Annotated in this window: 10 protein-coding genes; 9 read left to right on the top strand and 1 reads right to left on the bottom strand. The window is 30.7% G+C overall.

What is annotated here, in order from left to right; translation table 11 throughout:
- The first annotated feature begins 321 nt into the window (after positions 1–321).
- From ABNT61_RS09090 to ABNT61_RS09050, 9 genes are all read left to right on the top strand, one after another.
- Positions 322–666, top strand: coding sequence for a hypothetical protein (locus tag ABNT61_RS09090; RefSeq protein ID WP_348742967.1), 345 nt, complete (start codon positions 322–324; stop codon positions 664–666).
- Between the two features lie 144 nt (positions 667–810).
- Positions 811–2,520, top strand: a complete 1,710-nt coding sequence (locus tag ABNT61_RS09085; protein ID WP_348742966.1) for a 7TM-DISM domain-containing protein — start codon at positions 811–813, stop codon at positions 2,518–2,520.
- 219 nt (positions 2,521–2,739) lie between these two features.
- Positions 2,740–2,883, top strand: a complete 144-nt coding sequence (locus ABNT61_RS09080; RefSeq protein ID WP_348712708.1) for a hypothetical protein — start codon at positions 2,740–2,742, stop codon at positions 2,881–2,883.
- A 52-nt stretch (positions 2,884–2,935) separates the two neighbouring features.
- Positions 2,936–7,669, top strand: a complete 4,734-nt coding sequence (locus ABNT61_RS09075) for a M4 family metallopeptidase (protein WP_348742965.1) — start codon at positions 2,936–2,938, stop codon at positions 7,667–7,669.
- Positions 7,670–7,777: 108 nt separating this feature from the next.
- The gene (locus tag ABNT61_RS09070) at positions 7,778–8,167 is read left to right on the top strand and encodes an STAS/SEC14 domain-containing protein (protein WP_348742964.1); all 390 of its coding nucleotides are present in this window, start codon (positions 7,778–7,780) and stop codon (positions 8,165–8,167) included.
- On the top strand, positions 8,160–9,017 hold the full coding sequence (locus ABNT61_RS09065; RefSeq protein WP_348742963.1) for a hypothetical protein: 858 nt from the start codon (positions 8,160–8,162) through the stop codon (positions 9,015–9,017). Before ABNT61_RS09070 ends, ABNT61_RS09065 begins: the two co-directional genes overlap by 8 nt.
- A 136-nt stretch (positions 9,018–9,153) precedes the next feature.
- Entirely contained in the window at positions 9,154–14,937 is a 5,784-nt protein-coding gene (locus ABNT61_RS09060; protein WP_348742962.1) for a hypothetical protein, read from the top strand.
- 320 nt (positions 14,938–15,257) lie between these two features.
- A complete protein-coding gene (locus ABNT61_RS09055) occupies positions 15,258–17,489 on the top strand; it encodes a T9SS type A sorting domain-containing protein (protein ID WP_348742961.1) in 2,232 nt (743 codons plus the stop codon).
- A 21-nt stretch (positions 17,490–17,510) separates the two neighbouring features.
- Positions 17,511–17,678 carry a hypothetical protein gene (locus ABNT61_RS09050; RefSeq protein ID WP_348742960.1) on the top strand — a complete coding sequence of 56 codons (168 nt, stop codon included), beginning with the start codon at positions 17,511–17,513 and terminating at the stop codon, positions 17,676–17,678.
- Positions 17,679–17,756: 78 nt separating this feature from the next.
- On the opposite strand, the gene ABNT61_RS09045 is transcribed toward ABNT61_RS09050, so the two are convergent.
- Positions 17,757–19,118 carry a TlpA disulfide reductase family protein gene (locus ABNT61_RS09045; protein ID WP_348742959.1) on the bottom strand — a complete coding sequence of 454 codons (1,362 nt, stop codon included), beginning with the start codon at positions 19,116–19,118 and terminating at the stop codon, positions 17,757–17,759.
- Positions 19,119–19,259: the final 141 nt, after the last annotated feature.

Below are 19,259 nucleotides of genomic sequence, written 5' to 3'. Positions count from 1 at the left end.
TTCGTAGTTTAATAATGATTAAACGTTAGGGAGTTTAACACAGGTATTCAACTAGAAAATTTAATTTGTTACTTCTGTGTTTTCAAATGTTTATTAAGGTCTAAAGAATTGAATATGATATTGTTTAATAAAACCATAAGAAAACTTAAACAAAATTAGATGATTAGTTTTTAGTATCAAAAGTTGAAGTCTAAAATTTATATTAAAAAAATGTGAAAAACATTTAACTTAAAGGAAATTCCCCCTAAATGATGTGGATATGGAAATAACTAGTCTTTCTTCATTATATTTAAGATTACTTACCAACTAAATCCTAAAAGTATGATTTGTAATATTGACTACTACAATAGGATACATGATTTTCTTGAACGATTTCCACAATACAAAGAAAGGATTGATCAATTGCATTTTGAGTTTATAGAAGAAGAAGCCATTTTAAATGATTCATCTCAAAATGTAATTGTATATACAAGAGAATATGTATACCATAAAGACTGTATTCTAAAAGGTACAGCTAAATTGAAAAATTATTTTAAGGCAGAAATTCTATACATTTTAACTCCACTTTACAGCCTTAATAATTCTATCAGAATTAAATTTTTGGTTAAACTAGATAACAAAGAAGGATTGTTTTTAGTTTCTGATGGAGATTTTATTTTTGATTAATTATTGATCTTAGTTTATTCAGTTTAACTCTTTCTTTTTTTCCTAGTCAAACTTGATTGTAGTAATTCATTCGTGTAAAGTGAAGCATTATACTGTAAAATTATTTTAAAAAGAATAACTTTGTTTAGCGTCTTTTAAATATATATGCTAAACTTAAAATACTCCCATATTTCCTTACAAAGTAAGCCTTTCTTGTGGTTATTTACGTTACTGTTATTTTGCGTTGGTTGCAATCAAAATAATGGAGAATTAACTATTCATAATGGTGTTTTAGATCTTACAAATTGGAATTTTGATGAAAATCCAGAAGTAAATCTGATGGGAGACGGTTTGTTTTATTGGAAGCAATGGCCGATTAATAATGAAGGTGATTTTGACATTGCATTGTTAAAAGAAGGAACGTCAGTAGAATGGCCTTCGCCTGTTTGGACAAAATTAGGATTTGAAAAAAGAGGATACGGTACTTATAAATTAAATATTAAGCAAAAAAAGGATAGTGAAGGTTTAGTCCTGAATATAGGTAGACTTTTGGGTGCCGGTGAGATTTGGATTAATGGAAAGAAACATGTCACCTTAGGTAAAATATCTCAAAACGGAACAGACGAAATTCCTTACGGGCAAATAATCTATACAGAACTACCACAAGAAGAAAATCTGGAAATACTATTTGTGGTTTCAGGTCACAATAGTAGATTGGGTGGTGGTCCAGCACTTCAAAATGTTATTCAAACAAAATCGTTAAGTACGGCTAACCAAAAATCAAATCCTTTGATAGAAGGTGTGATAACATTTTTAATTATCATTTTTGGTGTATTTCAAATTTACTGGTTCTTTACCTTTAACAAGGAGTTGTACTTTCTCTATTTTGGATTGTTTTGTTTGATTGGTGTTTCTAGACAACTATTTGTTGGAGAAACATTAATTTATAGTTTCTTTCCAAATATTTCATTCGGTATAGTTCAAAGAATGAGATATGTAGGTTATTTTGGAGGTTTATCTTTAATTATATTATACTATACCTCATTATACCCTGGGTATATTAAGAAAAATCTTGTAAGAACAATTTATTTAATTCCTGTATTGGGAATACTTTATGTCCTTTTTACACCAGTCTTTTACGGAACTTTAGTTGCTCCATTTTTTCAAGTATATGGATTAACTACAATGATTTTAGGTTTTTATATTATTAGTTGCGCGATTAAAAATAAAAAACCATATGCGAAATGGGTTCTACTTATTCTTGTAGTTCAGGTTATTGTTTTTACGAATGATATACTTACTGCTATGATGGTGATTCAAACTAAATTTGTAATCAATTATAGTTTCTTATGCTACATTATTTTCCATGTGTTTTTAAATCATAAGTTTCAGTCAGAGAAGGAGCGTTTGTTAAATCAACTCTATTCAAATATTAATACATTAAAGTCTGATATTGATTATAAAATTGAAGAAATAGAAACGTTAAAGAAGGATACTTTTCAACAGATAAAGTCAAAGGAAAGAATGGTTGATAATTTGAAAAAAGTTGCCGCTTCCGACGAAAAAGTATCTATTCAAAGCTTAATCGCAGATTTGAAATCAGAATTACTAGAAGATACTCAGCTTGTGAGTATAAAAAATGATATTGAAGGTATAAACAAAGATTTCGTTCAGCGAATTAAGAAAATTCATCCAAATCTTACTAAAACCGATTTGGAAATTTGTATGTACATACGCTTATCACTAGAGCGAAAAGAAATTGCTCGTTTACGATACACAACAGTTGCTGCTGTAAAAAAATCAAGATATAGACTTCGAAAGAAATTAGAACTAGAGGTTGAAGATGATTTAGAAAAATATCTTAAATCTATTTAATTAATACTATCTAAGAATCTTGAAATTATTAAACTGTTCTAGCAGAAAAGATTCTAGAAATTCCTTTCTGTATAAGAATATTAATTGTTCTTTTTAAGTATTTGTCTCCTCACTTGTCTCCACAATTTAGATTATAGGTCTACTAATTGTCGCCCTTGTTTACTTTCTCAAAATTTGTAAAGCCACTTATTTAGCACTCTGAAAAAGCAGAGAAAAATCATGATCAGTTTTGTTAGAACTATTATTTCCAAAGTGAATAAAAAATCTATTTCAATTGAAGAACTAGAAGAAAGAAAAAAAGACTTGGAAAGCGTATTAGAAAAATTAAGAAAGCTTGAGAATGAGATCAAAGAAATGAATTAACTCATCTTTTTCAGATGTATTTAATAATAACGATCCCTAAATAACTAATCATATGAGATGTAAATTACTACTATTAGTTGTTTCATTAGTGGCTGTTACAAGTGCTTTTGGACAACAAAAAATGTTTAAGAAAGTTTCATTAACAAAAGTAGGAAAGTCAAAAAAGAAACTAAGTTCACAAAGTATTTTGAGCTCAGAATTTAAAGGGTCCTCTGGCACAGAATTTAGAAGAGAAAAATCTAGTATCGATAAACAAAAGAATAGCCATGAGACTTTTCAACAATACTTCCAAGGACTAAAAGTTGAATACGGGCAAGTAAAAATTCATAAAAAGAATGGAGAGATTGATGCTTATAACGGTAAATATCACGATGTAACTAGCTTAAATACTTCACCAAGGTTGTCAGAGAGTTCAATTATTTCTATTGCGGCAAAACATATGGGGAATACTGTGTTTTGGCCTGGTGATAATTTGACCAAATTAAGTAAGCCGAAAATAGAGTTACTTATATTACCAAGTAGAAGAAGTGATGAAATTAATTTGGCCTACGCGGTAACTGTTGGAGCTACAAAACCAGTTATGAAATTAGGTGTTTTATATGTAGATGCAAACAATGGGAATATATTAAAATATAAAAACCAACTATTTGCATGTTTTGAAAATCATGATCATTCTTCGCATAATAATACTCAAAGTACAAAAAGGTTTGGAAAGTCTTTAGTTGCTTCAGCATCGGGTTTTGCTGCTTACACAGGTTCGGTGAACTTCGAAACTAAATCAGATGGAAGCAATTATATTTTGAATGACGAAACAAGAGCAGCTAGTAGTCAGTGGAACTTAACAAATCAAGGTTTAGGAAATAGAAAAGGTATCATTACCGTTGATATGCGTAATGGAACTGATTATGTAAACGGACCAATTTACGACTTCACCGATGCTGATAATAATTGGTCTGCTGTTGAAATGGCAACAGATGATAATATTTATGCCATCGACGTTCACTGGGGAACAACACAATTATATGACTACTGGAAGAATGAGCATAACTGGAACAGTTATAATGGATCAAATAGCGCATTATTATCCATGGTTCATTATGATGCGGATTGGACAAACGCGGCATGGGGAGCAGTAAGTAATACTGCAGGTTTTATGTTGTATGGAGATGGAGCAGGAAAATTTACTCCACTAACAACTCTAGATGTGATTGCTCATGAAATTGCTCATGGAATAAATAATGCTACTTCAAATTTAGATTATGAGTTTGAGTCTGGTGCATTGAATGAAGGATTATCGGATATATGGGCCATGGTTTTTGAAAATTATGCAAATGATAATTTAGGAACCAATACAGATCCTTCTAGAATTAACGACCAAAATGCAGGTGGTGCATTACGATCTTTTTCAAATCCAAATTCTTATGGTCAGCCCGATACCTATGGAGGAACGTATTGGTATGATACAACTAATTGTACTCCAAGTCAAAATGGAAATGATTATTGTGGAGTTCATACCAATAGTGGTGTGTTGAATCATTGGTTTTGGTTATTGTACAACGGAGGATCGGGTACCAATGATATTGGTAATGCCTATAGTGTTACAGCCATCAATGTGTATGATGCGGCTAATATTGTTTGGCAAATGCAACAAAATTATTTAACATCAACTTCAGATTATGCAGATGCAAGAGTAGCGGCAATCCAAGCTGCAACTGATTTACATGGAGCGTGTTCTCAAGAGGTTACTTCTGTTACAAATGCATTTTATGCTGTGGGTGTTGGTGAAGCACACGTTCCTGTAGTTCCTGAAATAACTACATCGCCAGCAAATGCTACTGTTGAGGTAAATGGAACAGTGCAGTTTACAGTTGAAGGTGTAAATTTTACTTCTGCACAGTGGTTGGTAAGTGAAGATGGAAACGCTTGGAACACAAGATTTGATGATTTAACTGTTACCGGAAAAGATAGTACAACTTTAGAGTTAACAAATGTTCCTTTAAGTGCTAATGGCTATAAATTCAGAGTGTATTTGGCAGATGATTGTGGAAATGATATACTATCAAGTGCTGCAACCCTTACGGTAAAAGAGTATACTACAATTACTGATAGTAATTTCGAAACGGCCTTAGAAGATTTAGGGTATGATGATATTTCCGGAGATGGAAAAGTTCCGACAGATCAAATTGAAGGTATTACATCTTTAGATATTTCAAATAAATCAATTGCAAACTTATCAGGAATTGAAGATTTTTTAGCGTTACAATCTTTAATTTTTAATAATAATTCGGTAACTAGTGTAGATCTGAGTAATAATACAGAGCTTACAGTTGTTTCAGGACGTTATAATGGTCTAGAAAGTATAGATATTACCGGGTGTACTAAAATGGATTTAGTACTACTTGAGAATAATAATCTTAAAAATTTAGACATAACAAAATGTACTGCTTTAACGCGTGCTTGGGTGCAGAATAATGATATTGAAACTTTTGATCCAACTAAAAGTCCACTATTAAGAGCATTAGGAATTAGTAATAGTAATCTTACCAGTTTGGATCTTACTCAAAATACAGCGCTCCAGCAACTATATGCTGGAGGAAATGCAATTACTGATTTAGATTTGAGTAAGAATACAGTGTTAAGGATTATCGGAGTAAATAACAATAATCTGTCTTCTCTAAATATTAAAAACGGTAACAATTCCAACGTAACAAATTTTACGAGTACAGGAAATGCAAATCTAACTTGCATTACAGTAGATGATCCATCAACTTTTGAAAATAGCTGGAGTAGTACAAGAGATAGTCAATCGTATTTTGCAGATCATGATTGTAGATACACTGATATTCCAGATACTGCTTTTGAAGCCATTTTAGAAGATCAAGGATATGATGATATTTCACAAGATGGAAAAGTTCCAACTTCAAGTATTGAAACAATTAAATATTTAGATCTTGACTATTCTGCTTACAAGATTAAAGATTTAACCGGAATAGAGGATTTCGTCGCTGTTCAATCCATTTTTGGAGACGGAAACGAACTATCAACTGCTGATTTTAGTAATAATTTAAACTTACTTGAAATTTACCTGGAAGATAGTCCTTTAACTTCTTTGAATGTATCATTAAATACCAAGCTTTCAGGTATCTTTTTGAAAGATGCAGTTTTTGAAACTATCGATTTGAGTACAAATACAGAGTTAACACATTTATCTATCGATGATTCGGCTTTAAATACTATTGATTTAAGTACTAATACAAAATTAAAAAGTTTATCACTTACCAATGTGAATCTTACGAGTGTTGATTTAAGTACAAATACCAGTTTACAGACCGCTTATTTTTATGGAGGAAAATTCAATAATCTCGACTTTTCTAAAAATACACAACTAAAAGCAGTTTGGGTAAATGATAATGAACTCACTAATTTAATTATCAAAAACGGTGCTAATAGTACATTAACAAGTTTTAGAGCATATGGAAATACAAATCTTACTTGTATAGCTGTATCAGATAAGGATCACTTTGAGACAAAATTTTCAGGAGATATTGATAATCATACCAGTTTTACAGATGCCTATTGTAACTATACTTCAATTCCCGACAGTAATTTTGAATCTGCTTTAGAAAACCTCGGTTACGACGATATTTCTGGAGATGGTCAGGTACCAACAGATTTGATAGAAACTGTTACTGAAATTCAAATTAACTTTCATTCAATAGAAGATTTAACCGGTATTGAAGATTTTACAGCACTTGAAGAACTTGATGTTTTATATGGTTCAATACAAAAAATAGATGTCAGCCAAAATTTAAAACTTACAAGGTTATGGTGTGGATATAATGTAGGATTAGAAACATTAGATGTAAGTAACAATGTTTTACTAGAAAACTTATTTGTTAATGATACTGATATTTCTGTTTTGGATTTAAGTAAAAATTCGAAGCTTACGAATCTGGTAGCGAGTAGTAATAACGATTTAAACCAGCTGAATCTTCAGAACGGAAATAATTTAAATGTTACTAATCTATTATTAACAGGAACTCCAAACTTAACTTGTATTCAGGTTGATGATGCAACATATTCTTCAACTAATTGGACCTCAGTTGATGCTCAAAATTCCTTCAGTGAAGATTGCCAATCCTGCACTTTTAACGCGAGAGTAATTTTAGAAGGACCATTTAATAGTTCAACTTTTGAGATGAACGATGATTTAAGAACTAACAATTTATTACCAACTACTTCTCCATATTCAGATGGAGCTACTTGCGAAGCTTCAGTACTAGAAAATTCTGATGCAGTAGATTGGATAGAAATTCAATTGAGAAGTGCAGATGATATAAATACAATAATTGCGGCAAAATCATTCTTATTAGAAAAAAATAGTGGTGTTAGTAGTGCTGATGGTATTTCAGATCTTTCAATTAGTGCTTGGCAAGGGAACTATTATGTTGCTGTTGTTCATAGAAATCATTTAACGGTTGTAACTAAGAATCCGATAACTTTTAGTGGAAATGAAGCTAATGTTGATTTTACCTCAGACGGAAGCGTTTTAAACGGTAGTAATGCTTTAGTTGAAGTAATACATTCAGTTTTTGCTTTACCAGCAGGTAATGTTGAAGGTACAGGTCAGATTCAGAATTCGGGAGTAAATAGTACAATTTTACAACTCGGAAATTCAGGATATTCCATCTTTGATGTAGATATGAATGGGCAAATTCAAAACACGGATATTAATATAATTCGTCAAAATCTAGGTCGTGGAGAACAGATTCAAATAGTTGATTAACAGTGTTTTTAAGGCTTGTCTCCCCAGATGTCTCCTCTTGATTTTTTCTTAAGAATCATTTCAATTGTTACTTAGCGGAAATATTATGTATCCCTAAAATTTATGGAAATGGTTTTAGCAAATAACACAAGATTGAATGTTCACCCAGTTTGGAAGCATTATGAAAATGTAGAGTATATAGAAATTGATTTTTCTGGATTAACTACGGATGATGAGATCATTGATTATGTATTAAAAGCAGTTGATTTAGGAATGCGAAGACCAGATAAATCAATCAGAGCTTTTGTTTATGCATATCAAATGAAAACAAGTCCTAGAGCAATGAGAACTATTAAGATGTTGGGAAAGCAAGTACAACCAAAAATGAAGAAATCTGTAATTGTAGGTGCATCAGGAATATTGTCGCTTTTAATGAAGATTTATATCTCATATACGAAAAGTAATATCAAATATTTTACGGATAAGGAAACAGCAATGAAATATTTAATTAATGATTAGTACCGATTTTAAAAGTAAGGTAGCAACGAATACTTTTTCGGTAACGATTATAACTGAAAATACAGATTGTAGTATTCGAGAGAAATTAGCAGAAAGTAATTTCAAAGTACAATGCATAGAAAGTATTCCGCAAGAAATTAGCCTGTGGAAAGAAAGTCCGAATGCAATTTTAATAGATACGAGCCATAGAATTAAATGGGAGTTGTTTCTTCAATCGTTAAAAGAAATAGAGGAATACAAAGATGTTCCCGTGATACTGTTATTGTCCGAAAGAATTTCAATTAAAGAAGCCTTTACAATTTTAGATCAAGGTGTTTTTTCTTATGCTTATAAAGACAATTATGAATCGATTGTAAAAACATTAACCACAGCAATTAAATATTGGTTTGATTTGAGAGATTCATTAATCAAAACAAATCAGTTAAACAGAATACTATCTACCAATTACCTAAATATAGATTCTAAAAATGAGTATTTGGAAAAAGTGAAAAAGAAGATAGATAGTTTAACTAAACTTCCTGGTTCAGAAATAAGCAAAGAATTAAACAGTCTAAGCAATGAAATTTCGAAGCAACTAAAACAAGGATATCATCACGATTTATTCAAAGCTCATTTTGAGGAGGTTCATCCTTTGTTCTACAAAAAATTACTCCAGAATAATAAGAACTTAACGAGTAATGATTTAAAACTGGCTTCCTTTATAAAAATGGGATTTAACAATTCAGAGATTTCATTTTTTCTAGGTATTTCAATGGCAGGAGTAAAGAAAGCTATTCAAAGAATCAAGGTTAGATTAAGTATTGCTCCGAAAGAATCTCTGCGACAATTTGTATTCAATATAGATGTGTAGTCTCCTAAATGTCTTCCTAGGTGTAGTCCAATTGTCCACTACAAATCAATAAAAATTATCAAGTCAGAACTTAGGTTTGTCCTAAAAATAGAGTGTGTGTAATTCCTTGTAATAAAGGGAGTTTAATTTAAATAAAATGAGAAAAAAAGTACAATTAATAATTTATTTCACTATTGGAATTACTTCGTTTCTTAATGCGCAGTATACCCAAATCCCCGATGCCAATTTTGAAGCTGCTTTAGTAACTTTAGGTTATGATACGGTTTCAGGAGATGGACAAGTTTTAACAGCAAATATTGAAAACCTAACAAGTTTAACCATAGAAAATGAAGGGATTTCTGATTTATCAGGAATTGAAGGATTTACTTCATTAACGAGTCTTAATGCACAAAGAAATAGCCTTTCATCAATTGATCTGTCTAGCAATACTGAGTTAACAGAATTGTTTCTGAGTAATAATGATTTTACAAGTTTAGATATTTCAGCATTAACTAAATTAGAAAATCTAAATCTTTTTAATAACGATCTTACGAGCTTAAATGTATTAAGCAATAGTAGTTTAAGATACTTGAATTGTACGAATAATAATCTTACTTCTTTAGATGTAACGAACTTGTTAAGTATTGAAAATATCAATTGTTATAACAACCGAAACTTTACAACACTAACACTTTCTGGAGCAGTAAACGTTACGAGTATTAATTTAGCATTTACAAGTCTTGGTTCAATTGATCTTTCAGATGCAGCTAAACTTAGCAGTATTTCATTAACTGGTACCGATATTACTACCTTAGATCTAAGTAATAATCCACTTTTAACGAGTCTAGATATTACTTCAGACAATTTAACATCAATTGATTTAAGAAATGGAAATAATCAAAATATTCACACCTGTAATATTGAGAACAACCCAAATTTGAGTTGCGTTTCTGTAGATGAAGTTTCGTTTGCGGTAAACAATTTTAATGCAGATACGAATACTAACTTTACAACGAATTGTAATCAATATGTTTACATCGCTGATTTAAACTTCGAAAATGCTTTATATAATTTAGGATTAGATGATTTTCAAAATGATTATCAAGTCCCTATTCTTTCAATTTCTAGTTTACAATCTTTAGACGTTTCAAATTCAAATATTTCAAGTTTACAAGGTATTGAGAACTTTACAGCGTTAACGACTTTAAATGTTGCTAATAATAATATCCAGTCTCTAGATTTAAGTGCTAATACAGCAATTACTTCTTTGGATGTTTCCAATAATTCTTTAGGAGTTTTAGATACTTCTCAATTGGTAAATTTAACAAGTATTAATGCCAGCAACAATGAGCTATTTTCATTAAATTTTAAAAATGGAAACAATCTAAACGTAACGAGTTTTGATGCTACAGGAAATTCTGACTTGACTTGTGTTTTGGTGGATGATGCAACTTTTGCAACAACCAACTTTACGAATATTGATAATCAAACTTTATTTAGTGATACTAACTGTACCAATTATATTCAAATACCGGACGGTACTTTTGAAGGAGTTTTGTTTGATATGGGATATGACGATGTTGATGGAGACGGGCAAGTTCCAAGAGATGTGGTGTACTCAGTTAAAACATTAGATCTTAATAATAGAGGGATTTCAGACTTAACAGGAATAGAGGGATTTGTACTTTTAGAAGAGATAAATTGTTCTAATAATTCGCTTATAACAGTTGATTTTTCATCTAACAAAAACTTAAAATATTTAGAAGTGAGTAGGAATCAACTAACTTCTTTAAATTTAAGTGCTAATACTGAATTAGTAGAAGTAATCTGTGAGAATAATGATCTTACAAGTATCAATGTTACCAATAGTTCAAAGCTAAAAATACTTCGAATTCCAAGTAATGAATTAGCATCTGTTGATTTAACCGGTAATCCTGTTTTAGAAGATTTACGTTGTTACTATAATAATTTGACAACTTTAAATCTAAATAGTAATGCGGCATTAACACATTTATATACTTATGGTAATGATTTCTCTGCTGGGTTAGATTTAAGTGGAAATATAGAGTTACAAGTATTTGATTTGGGAAACTGTCAACTTTCATCTATTGATTTAAGTTCAAATACTAAATTGACGGAAATTGATTTAGCAAGAAATAACCTTACAACCTTAAACTTATCTTCAAACACAGCTTTAAGAGAAGCAGATTTGTCTACTAATCAAATTAATTCTATTAATTTAACTAGTAATACGGCATTACAAGAATTAGATTTAGAAGAAAATCAGTTAACTACAATTGATCTCTCAGGAAATATAGCCTTACTTGATGTTGATTTAGGAGAGAATTTATTTACAAGTTTACACTTTCCAGATATTCCTACTCTTAAAGATATAAATGCAGAGGAAAACCCAGCACTAACAACAGTAACTTTTGGGAATTTACCATCGTTAGAAGAAATAGTTATCGACGATTGTATTATTACGAGTATAGACGTATCAACATTAGCAAATCTTGACAAAATTGATGTTAGAGATAATAAAATTACATCTTTAGATCTTTCTAATAATTTATTGTTACAATCAATAAATATCAGCAGAAATGAACTGACCTATTTAAACGTTAAAAACGGAAATAATACTAATATAAATACATTTAGTATTTCTGGAAATAGCGGTTTAACCTGCGTATTAGTGGATGATGTTACGTATAGTGATGCAAATTGGACAAGTATTGATGAGTATACAACTTTCAATGAAACTGATTGTACATATGTCTCTATTCCAGATGCTAATTTTGAAACTGCACTAGCAGCATATGATGATATTGCTAATGATGGGCAAGTTCCAAGACTTAATGTAGCAACAGTAACAAGTTTAGATGTACGTGGAGATCAAATTTCAGATTTAACAGGAATTGAAGCTTTTCCAATACTTGAAGAATTAAGAGCAAACAACAATCTTTTAACTTCTGTAGATTTAAGTAAAAACGTTGCATTAGAACAATTATTCATTGGTGAGAATAGTTTTACAACCTTAGATTTATCAGCAAACATAAATTTAGATTACTTATATATCAGTGATTTGAATTTATCTTCTGGAATTGATCTTTCACAAAACACAAATCTTACCAGACTGACAGCAGAGAATTGTAATTTGAGTAGTATAAATCTTTCTAATAATACCGCTTTAACTTATTTGGAGTTAGATGAAAATCCATTAACAAGTTTAGATGTTTCAGCATTAGTAAACTTAGAAGATTTATTTGTGGAAAAAACTACGATGACTACAATAAATCTAACAAATAATACTGCATTAAAGTCGTTTAGTTTTGGAAGTAGTGACTTCACCAGTCTTGATTTTACTGGATTATCAAACCTAAATACCATAAACGGTAGTGCAAATAACAATTTAGCGACATTAACACTAAGTGGAAATTCCGCTTTAGAATTATTTCAAGTAAATACAGGTGCTATTAAGACATTAGATTTTACTGATGCTATCAATCTTACATTTTTGAGTGCTGGATCAAATGAACTTGAAAGTTTAGATCTTAGTAATAATACTAAGCTTACTGTTATTCAGATTTTCGGTAATAACCTAAATAGTTTAGATCTAAGAAATATTGATTTAACACAACTAAGTAATTTAAGTATTGGACAAAATGCAGATCTAAATTGTGTATCAGTTGATGATGTAAATTATGCTACAAATAACTTTACTTCAGATGTAACGTATAGCATTGGATGTGATTCACATATTTATATACCAGATGATAACTTCGAGGCGGAATTTTCAGCTATTGATGATATTCTAAATGATAATCACATTCCTGTAGCGAGTATAGAAACTATTGAAGACTTAGATATTTCAAATAAAAATATTGCGGATTTAACGGGAATAGAAGGTTTTATAGCGTTGAAAACTTTGAATACAAGTGGTAACAGCTTAAAAACAGCAGATTTTTCAAAAAATACAGAGCTTGAAAATCTGAATATGCAAAACAATGCACTTCAGGTTTTAGATCTGTCTAGCTTAACAAAGCTTGTTAGTATTGATGTTAGTACAAATGCATTACTAATTTTGAATATTAAAAATGGAGCAAACACAAGTATAACTTCTTTTGATGCTCGTAACAATGCAGATTTAACTTGTATTACTGTTGATAATGAAACGTATGCAACTGCTAATTTTACAAATATTGATAATCAAACTACATTTAATGCTACACAATGTACTTCCTATATTTCCATTCCAGATTCTGCATTTGAAACCGCTTTAGCTGCGTATGATGATATTAGTAGCGACAATCAAATTCCTTTAGAGAATATTTTTCATTTAAAAGAATTAGATGTGAATAGTCAAAGTATTTCAGATTTAACAGGAATTGAATTTTTCGCATCATTAATCACGTTGAATTGCTCAGTTAATTCATTAACAACATTAGATCTTTCTGGAAATTTAAAATTAGAGACAATTGATTGTGATAAGAATAGCTTCACCACTTTAGACTTTAGTAATAATACGTTCTTAACTACTGTAGATGCGGATGATATGGCAACCTTAACTGCTATAAATTTTACTGGTTGTACACTTTTAAGAGATGTAGAAATTGATAACAATGCTATTAATGCAATTGATTTTACTACCAATGTTAATTTACAGGTTTTTGATTTAGATAATAATAACCTTTCATCAATTGATTTATCGAAAAACACACTGTTAGAAAATGCTGATTTAAGTTATAACAATCTTTCATCAATTGATTTATCGAAAAACACATTAGTTAATGATGTGAATTTAGAGTCTAATAATTTAACAACTGTTGACTTATCAAGTAATACTCTGTTAGAAGATTTTGATATCGATTTGAACCAAGTTACAAGCTTAGATTTTTCAGCAAATACAGCACTTACCAGAATCGATATCGATGACAATCCGTTATTAACGACAGTTATTTTTGGTGAGAACTTAAACAATCTGGCTACTATTTATGCCGATGGAACAGCAATTGAAACTATCGATGTTTCTTCATTGTCCTCTTTATTAACTCTTGATCTAGGAGAAACAAATTTGAAGGCATTAGATATTTCTGAAAATAGTCAACTGAATGATCTTAGAGTAGATAATTCAAATTTATCTGTTTTGAAATTGAATAATGGAAATAATTCAAATTTCTTAAGGATGGCAGCAAATGGAAATCCTGATTTAAATTGTATTCAAGTTGATGATGTAGCGTACTCAACTACAAATTGGACTTCTATTGATGCACAATCATATTTCAGCACAGATTGTGAATCATGTTTAGTTGATGTTAACGTGTTTTTAGAAGGTCCTTTTGATAGGAATACGGGAATTATGAATGATGATTTAAGAATCAATAATCACATTCCGACTACTTCTCCTTATGCAGATGCAATTACTTGCGAGCCAACTGTTTTTGATACAACAGGAAATAGTGCTGTGGTCGATTGGATTGAAATACAATTAAGAAATGCAAATGATGTTTCTGAGATACGATATACCAAATCGGCATTACTATTAAGAGATGGAACTATTGTAGATGTTGATGGTGTTTCAAATCCTACAATAACAGCTTGGAAGGATGAGTTTTATGTTGCTATTGCTCATAGAAATCATGTCACAATTTTATCTAATACCAGTTATGCTTTAGACACTACAGCAACCTTAATAAATTTTAACGATCCAAATAATATTACTGGAGGTACTGCCGCTTTAAGTGATTTAACTAATGGAAATTATGGATTGCTTTTAGGAGATTTTGATGCAAACGGTCAAGTTCAAAATGCAGATTTAAACGGAGCTGTTTTACAAATTGGAATTTCTGGTTACAGCATTTTTGATGTCGATATGAACGGTCAAGTTCAAAACTCAGATATCAATGTAATACTACAAAATATAGGTAAAGGAGAACAATTTTAAGACTTAGGGTAAATAGAAGTACATGAAGAGAAGGTAACACACACACTTTATACTTGTGGGATATACCATTAAATCCTTCTCTCATGTGCTACTTACATCCTATAAGTAATTTAAGAAATACGATAATGAAAATAATATTAAAATCTCATAGAAAACCAAAGATGAGAAGAGTAATACAAAAGTTTGCTTTTCTACCAATTATCCATCATGGAACGCTTTTTTGGCTGTCGAAAGTACAAATTGAAAAATCGTTCAATGGAATTCATATGCAAGTAATAAACATACAAAGAGTATAACATAATCCTATTAAAAATTTAAAAATGAAAAGTATAATTACATTAATACTAAGTTTTATTTCGGCAATTACTTTTGCCCAAAATATTAGCTTCACATTTGTAAATGCTAGAAATACTAATGACGGTACAAATGATTATTATGAAGCAGATATTTACATTTCGTCTGATACTGATTTTATTATAGGCTCAGGACAAATTTATTTTAACTACAATACAGCTGCATTTGGAGATAATGTGCATACCAATGGAAATTTTGAAATGACTCAACCAGATGGTTCAATTTTAGCAACTTCATTCTTTGGAGGAGCAGTTGCAGCTTACCAATCGTTCGTTGTAAATGATAATACTACTTCTAGAGTTTCTACGTCATTTCAACAATTGGCGAGTAGCGGATCTTTTGCTGGAAATAATGTTACGAGTACAGCAGCACATTTATTCAGTATTAAATTTAAATATGCTGATATTAATGAAAGTCCAAATGTAACTTTTGAAGAAGGTTCTGTATTCTTAGATCAGTTTTTTACAGCGTGTGGACCAACAACTTCTGGTTTTAATACGGCTGATTGCACAAATACTCCAGGTTCACAAATTACAGGAGATAGTTTTGATTCTACAGGAGCAGTTGTAATTACTTCTGCAACATGGACAGGAGCAGTAGATCCAGATTGGGCAAGTGCTGGAAACTGGGATATTAATGCACTTCCAGAAACTACTTATGATATTACAATTCCGAATGTAACTGATAAACCTGTTATAGGAATTGGAACAGATGCCCAAATGAAAGATCTTACCATAGATGCTTCTTCATCATTAGTAATTCTTGACATGTCGAGTGCTCAAGTTGATGGAGATTTTACAAACAATGGAACTGTTACAATAAATTCAGGAGAAACAAATAGTGGTTCTTTAATAGTTAAAGGAACAGCTTCTGGTTCGGGAACAGTGACGTATTTAAGAGGAGGATTACTTGCCAATAAATGGCATGTTGTAAGTTCTCCTGTGGTTGGACAAAGCATTAAAGAGTTTGCTGAAAATGCATCTAATAATATAAGGATTAATACAAGTGTAACACCAAATAGATATGCAATTGCATACTATGATGATAGTAATGCAGATGGAGCGAAATGGGTGTATTATACAACAGATGATTTAACTACGAATACCTTAACTTTTGAAAAAGGTAGAGGTTATGCTATTTCTAGAGCTACTGATGGACAAGTAAGTTTCACAGGAACTGTAGAAACGAGTACTGTAACTAAAACTGTTGTAGCTTCAGAATGGAACGCTGTTGGTAATCCGTTTACAGCATTTTTACCATTAAATGAAAATACAGGAGATAATTTCGTAGCAGATAATAATGCAAGTATGGATCCAGCTTTTGTTGCAGCATATGTTTGGGATAATACACAGAATAAGTATGTTGCCAATTCCTTAGTTACTTCAGAAAATTCATTAGCTCCAGGTCAAGGATTTTTTATAAAAGCAGGATCTAGTGCAAGCTCAATAACATTAGATCATAGTCAACTTTTAACTCAACCAACTACTGGAGGGATTTTTGCTAAAGGAACAGCTAACCAAACACCAACTATTAATGTAATAGCTACTGCAAATGAGGTTTCAGTAAAAACAACAATCAAGTATTTTTCAAATACAACAAAAGGATTAGATCCAGGTTATGATGTTGGAAACTTTGGAGCTGCAAATTTTGATGTGTTTACTCATTTATTAGAAGAATCTAATGAAGATTTTACTATTCAATCGTTGCCAAATTCTGATTATGAGAATATGATTATACCTGTTGGATTAAAGCTTGCTGCAAATACTAAAGTTTCATTTACAGTTTCAAGCTTAGGATTACCTTCTGAATTAGAAGTATACATTGAAGATAGAGAAGAAGGTAAGATTGTAAAAATGAATGATGAAAATGATTATGCTATTACTTCATCTTCTGCAATAAATGGAGTGGGTAGATTTTATATTCATACCATTTCTTCAAAATTAAGTACAGATGATATTGATAGTAATTTATCTGAGGTAAATATTTTTAAATCTGGGAAAAAAGAAATTACTGTTTCGGGTTTAACTGCTAATGCTTCTGCAAAAGTATATTCAATATTGGGAGAAGAAATAACAACTTCTAAAGCTAATGTTAACAGCGTTAATAGAATAAACTTGTCAAATGTCTCTGCTGGAATTTACATTGTAAAATTAGCCACAGATTTTGGAACTATAACTAAGAAGGTAATTGTAGAGTAAACACTCAATAAGAAATTTATCATGAAAGAAATACAGTCAAAAAAAGAAGATATAACTAGAAAAGAAGCCCTACAAAAAATTGGGAATTACGGAAAATATACAGCAATAACAGCTTTAGGAACATATTTAATTTTAAATCCGAAAAAAGCTCAAGCAGCTTCACCAGAGGCTCCTGGAGATGGATTTTAGTCGAATCAACTTTTCATAATTGAAAAACCACAGTAAAGTTTACTGTGGTTTTTTATGTTTTATAAAGTAATTGAACTTTTAGATTTTTAATCCGTCAAATAATTCGATTAACTTTTTATCTGAAGGCCTAGGAGCATAAGATTTTACAATTTTCCCTGTTGGATCAATTAAAATGAAACGTGGAATTCCGTTAATTTGATACTCTTGCACAAATTTAGAACCCCAAGCAGCATCTGCCATTAATTGTGTTCCACCTAAACTTTCGTCTTTAATCATCTTTTTCCATAATTCATGATCTTTTTCTTCGTCAATAGAAATACTAACGAATTCTATATTCTTATCATGATACTTTTCTTCTACTTTCTTTAAATGAGGGATTTCATCTTTACAAGGTTTACACCAAGTTGCCCAAACATCAATATATACATATTTACCTTTTAAGTCAGCTAAAGAAGTAGTTCCACCAGCATTGTTTTCGTAGTTCACAAAAACAGGAGAATCTTTACCTTCTGCTAGAGTTAAAATAGCGTTATATTGTTTTGTTAATCTCTCTTTAAGCTTTTCATCAGTAGAAATTTCCATAATTCCTTTGTATAAAGCTTCTGCATTAGGATTCATAACACTTACTTGTCTTACAAAACCATTAAGGATATCATTTTTAATAACATCACTCTTTAATTCTTTCAAATGTGCAATTGCTTCTGTTTCGTATGAAGTACCATTTTTCTTAGCATTCTCTCTAGCAACTTTAGCAAAACCATAACCTACAATTCCTTTATATGAGTTATATAGTTTATAATGTTCTTCATTATTCAAGTCAATTCCTTCGATTGCATTTGGGAATGATTCAGAAACTTTAAAATCTCTATTTTTTGTAAAGTAACCATGTGCAGGTTCGTACTGAGTTAAATGATTAAGATGTTCGTAATTTAAATTTACCTTCTCTTGTTTCGCGAACTTAGCATCTACATTTTCTAAAGATTTTTCTAAGTCCTCTTTTAAGGTATTCATGGTAGATAAATATTTATCTTCATCCATTGAATATAACTGAAACGTTGATCCAGCTTTTTCCTTAGTCATGAATTTTTGAGACAAGTAATTGTTTACATCACTTCCGTTTCCAGAATATTTAATTGTCTCATCAAATTCTTTAGCATCCATGTCTAAAGTCAATTCATAGCCATCTTGAAGATAAATTTCAGATCTTTCTTTTCCGTCATTAAAAGCATAGTAACCATTGGCATTAAAAATAGTATCAGCAAATGCTCCAGTGTCAGATACTTTAATTTGTCTAACAGGTTTGTTAGAACCATCAAGAATGGTTAAACTTTTACTGTTTGGATTTTTAATTGTTCCATTAAATAGGACGTAGTTTACAGGTTCAGCGTTGTTGCACGCAACAAGGCTAACGGCGAATAAGCCTAACATAAGCTTTTTCATAGTGTGATTGGTTTTTAGAGTTTATAATTATTTAATAACGAAAGTTACAGTTTTTTATTTGATATATTCATTAATAAACTCTTAAAAAAGTAAGGATAATCTATTGGTTTTAAATAGTTTTCACACCATCAATAGGTAATG

It is taken from the genome of Tenacibaculum sp. 190524A05c, assembly GCF_964036595.1.
Taxonomy (GTDB): Bacteria; Bacteroidota; Bacteroidia; order Flavobacteriales; family Flavobacteriaceae; genus Polaribacter; species Polaribacter platacis.
The sequence above is the reverse complement of the archived record's forward strand: the minus strand, read 5'-3'. Positions and strand labels throughout refer to the sequence as shown.

Coding starts and splice junctions, on each gene's coding strand:
- ABNT61_RS09090 (WP_348742967.1), top strand. CDS start 322: ATGATTTGTAATATTGACTACTACAATAGGATACATGATTTTCTTGAA.
- ABNT61_RS09085 (WP_348742966.1), top strand. CDS start 811: ATGCTAAACTTAAAATACTCCCATATTTCCTTACAAAGTAAGCCTTTC.
- ABNT61_RS09080 (WP_348712708.1), top strand. CDS start 2,740: ATGATCAGTTTTGTTAGAACTATTATTTCCAAAGTGAATAAAAAATCT.
- ABNT61_RS09075 (WP_348742965.1), top strand. CDS start 2,936: ATGAGATGTAAATTACTACTATTAGTTGTTTCATTAGTGGCTGTTACA.
- ABNT61_RS09070 (WP_348742964.1), top strand. CDS start 7,778: ATGGTTTTAGCAAATAACACAAGATTGAATGTTCACCCAGTTTGGAAG.
- ABNT61_RS09065 (WP_348742963.1), top strand. CDS start 8,160: ATGATTAGTACCGATTTTAAAAGTAAGGTAGCAACGAATACTTTTTCG.
- ABNT61_RS09060 (WP_348742962.1), top strand. CDS start 9,154: ATGAGAAAAAAAGTACAATTAATAATTTATTTCACTATTGGAATTACT.
- ABNT61_RS09055 (WP_348742961.1), top strand. CDS start 15,258: ATGAAAAGTATAATTACATTAATACTAAGTTTTATTTCGGCAATTACT.
- ABNT61_RS09050 (WP_348742960.1), top strand. CDS start 17,511: ATGAAAGAAATACAGTCAAAAAAAGAAGATATAACTAGAAAAGAAGCC.
- ABNT61_RS09045 (WP_348742959.1), bottom strand. CDS start 19,118: ATGAAAAAGCTTATGTTAGGCTTATTCGCCGTTAGCCTTGTTGCGTGC.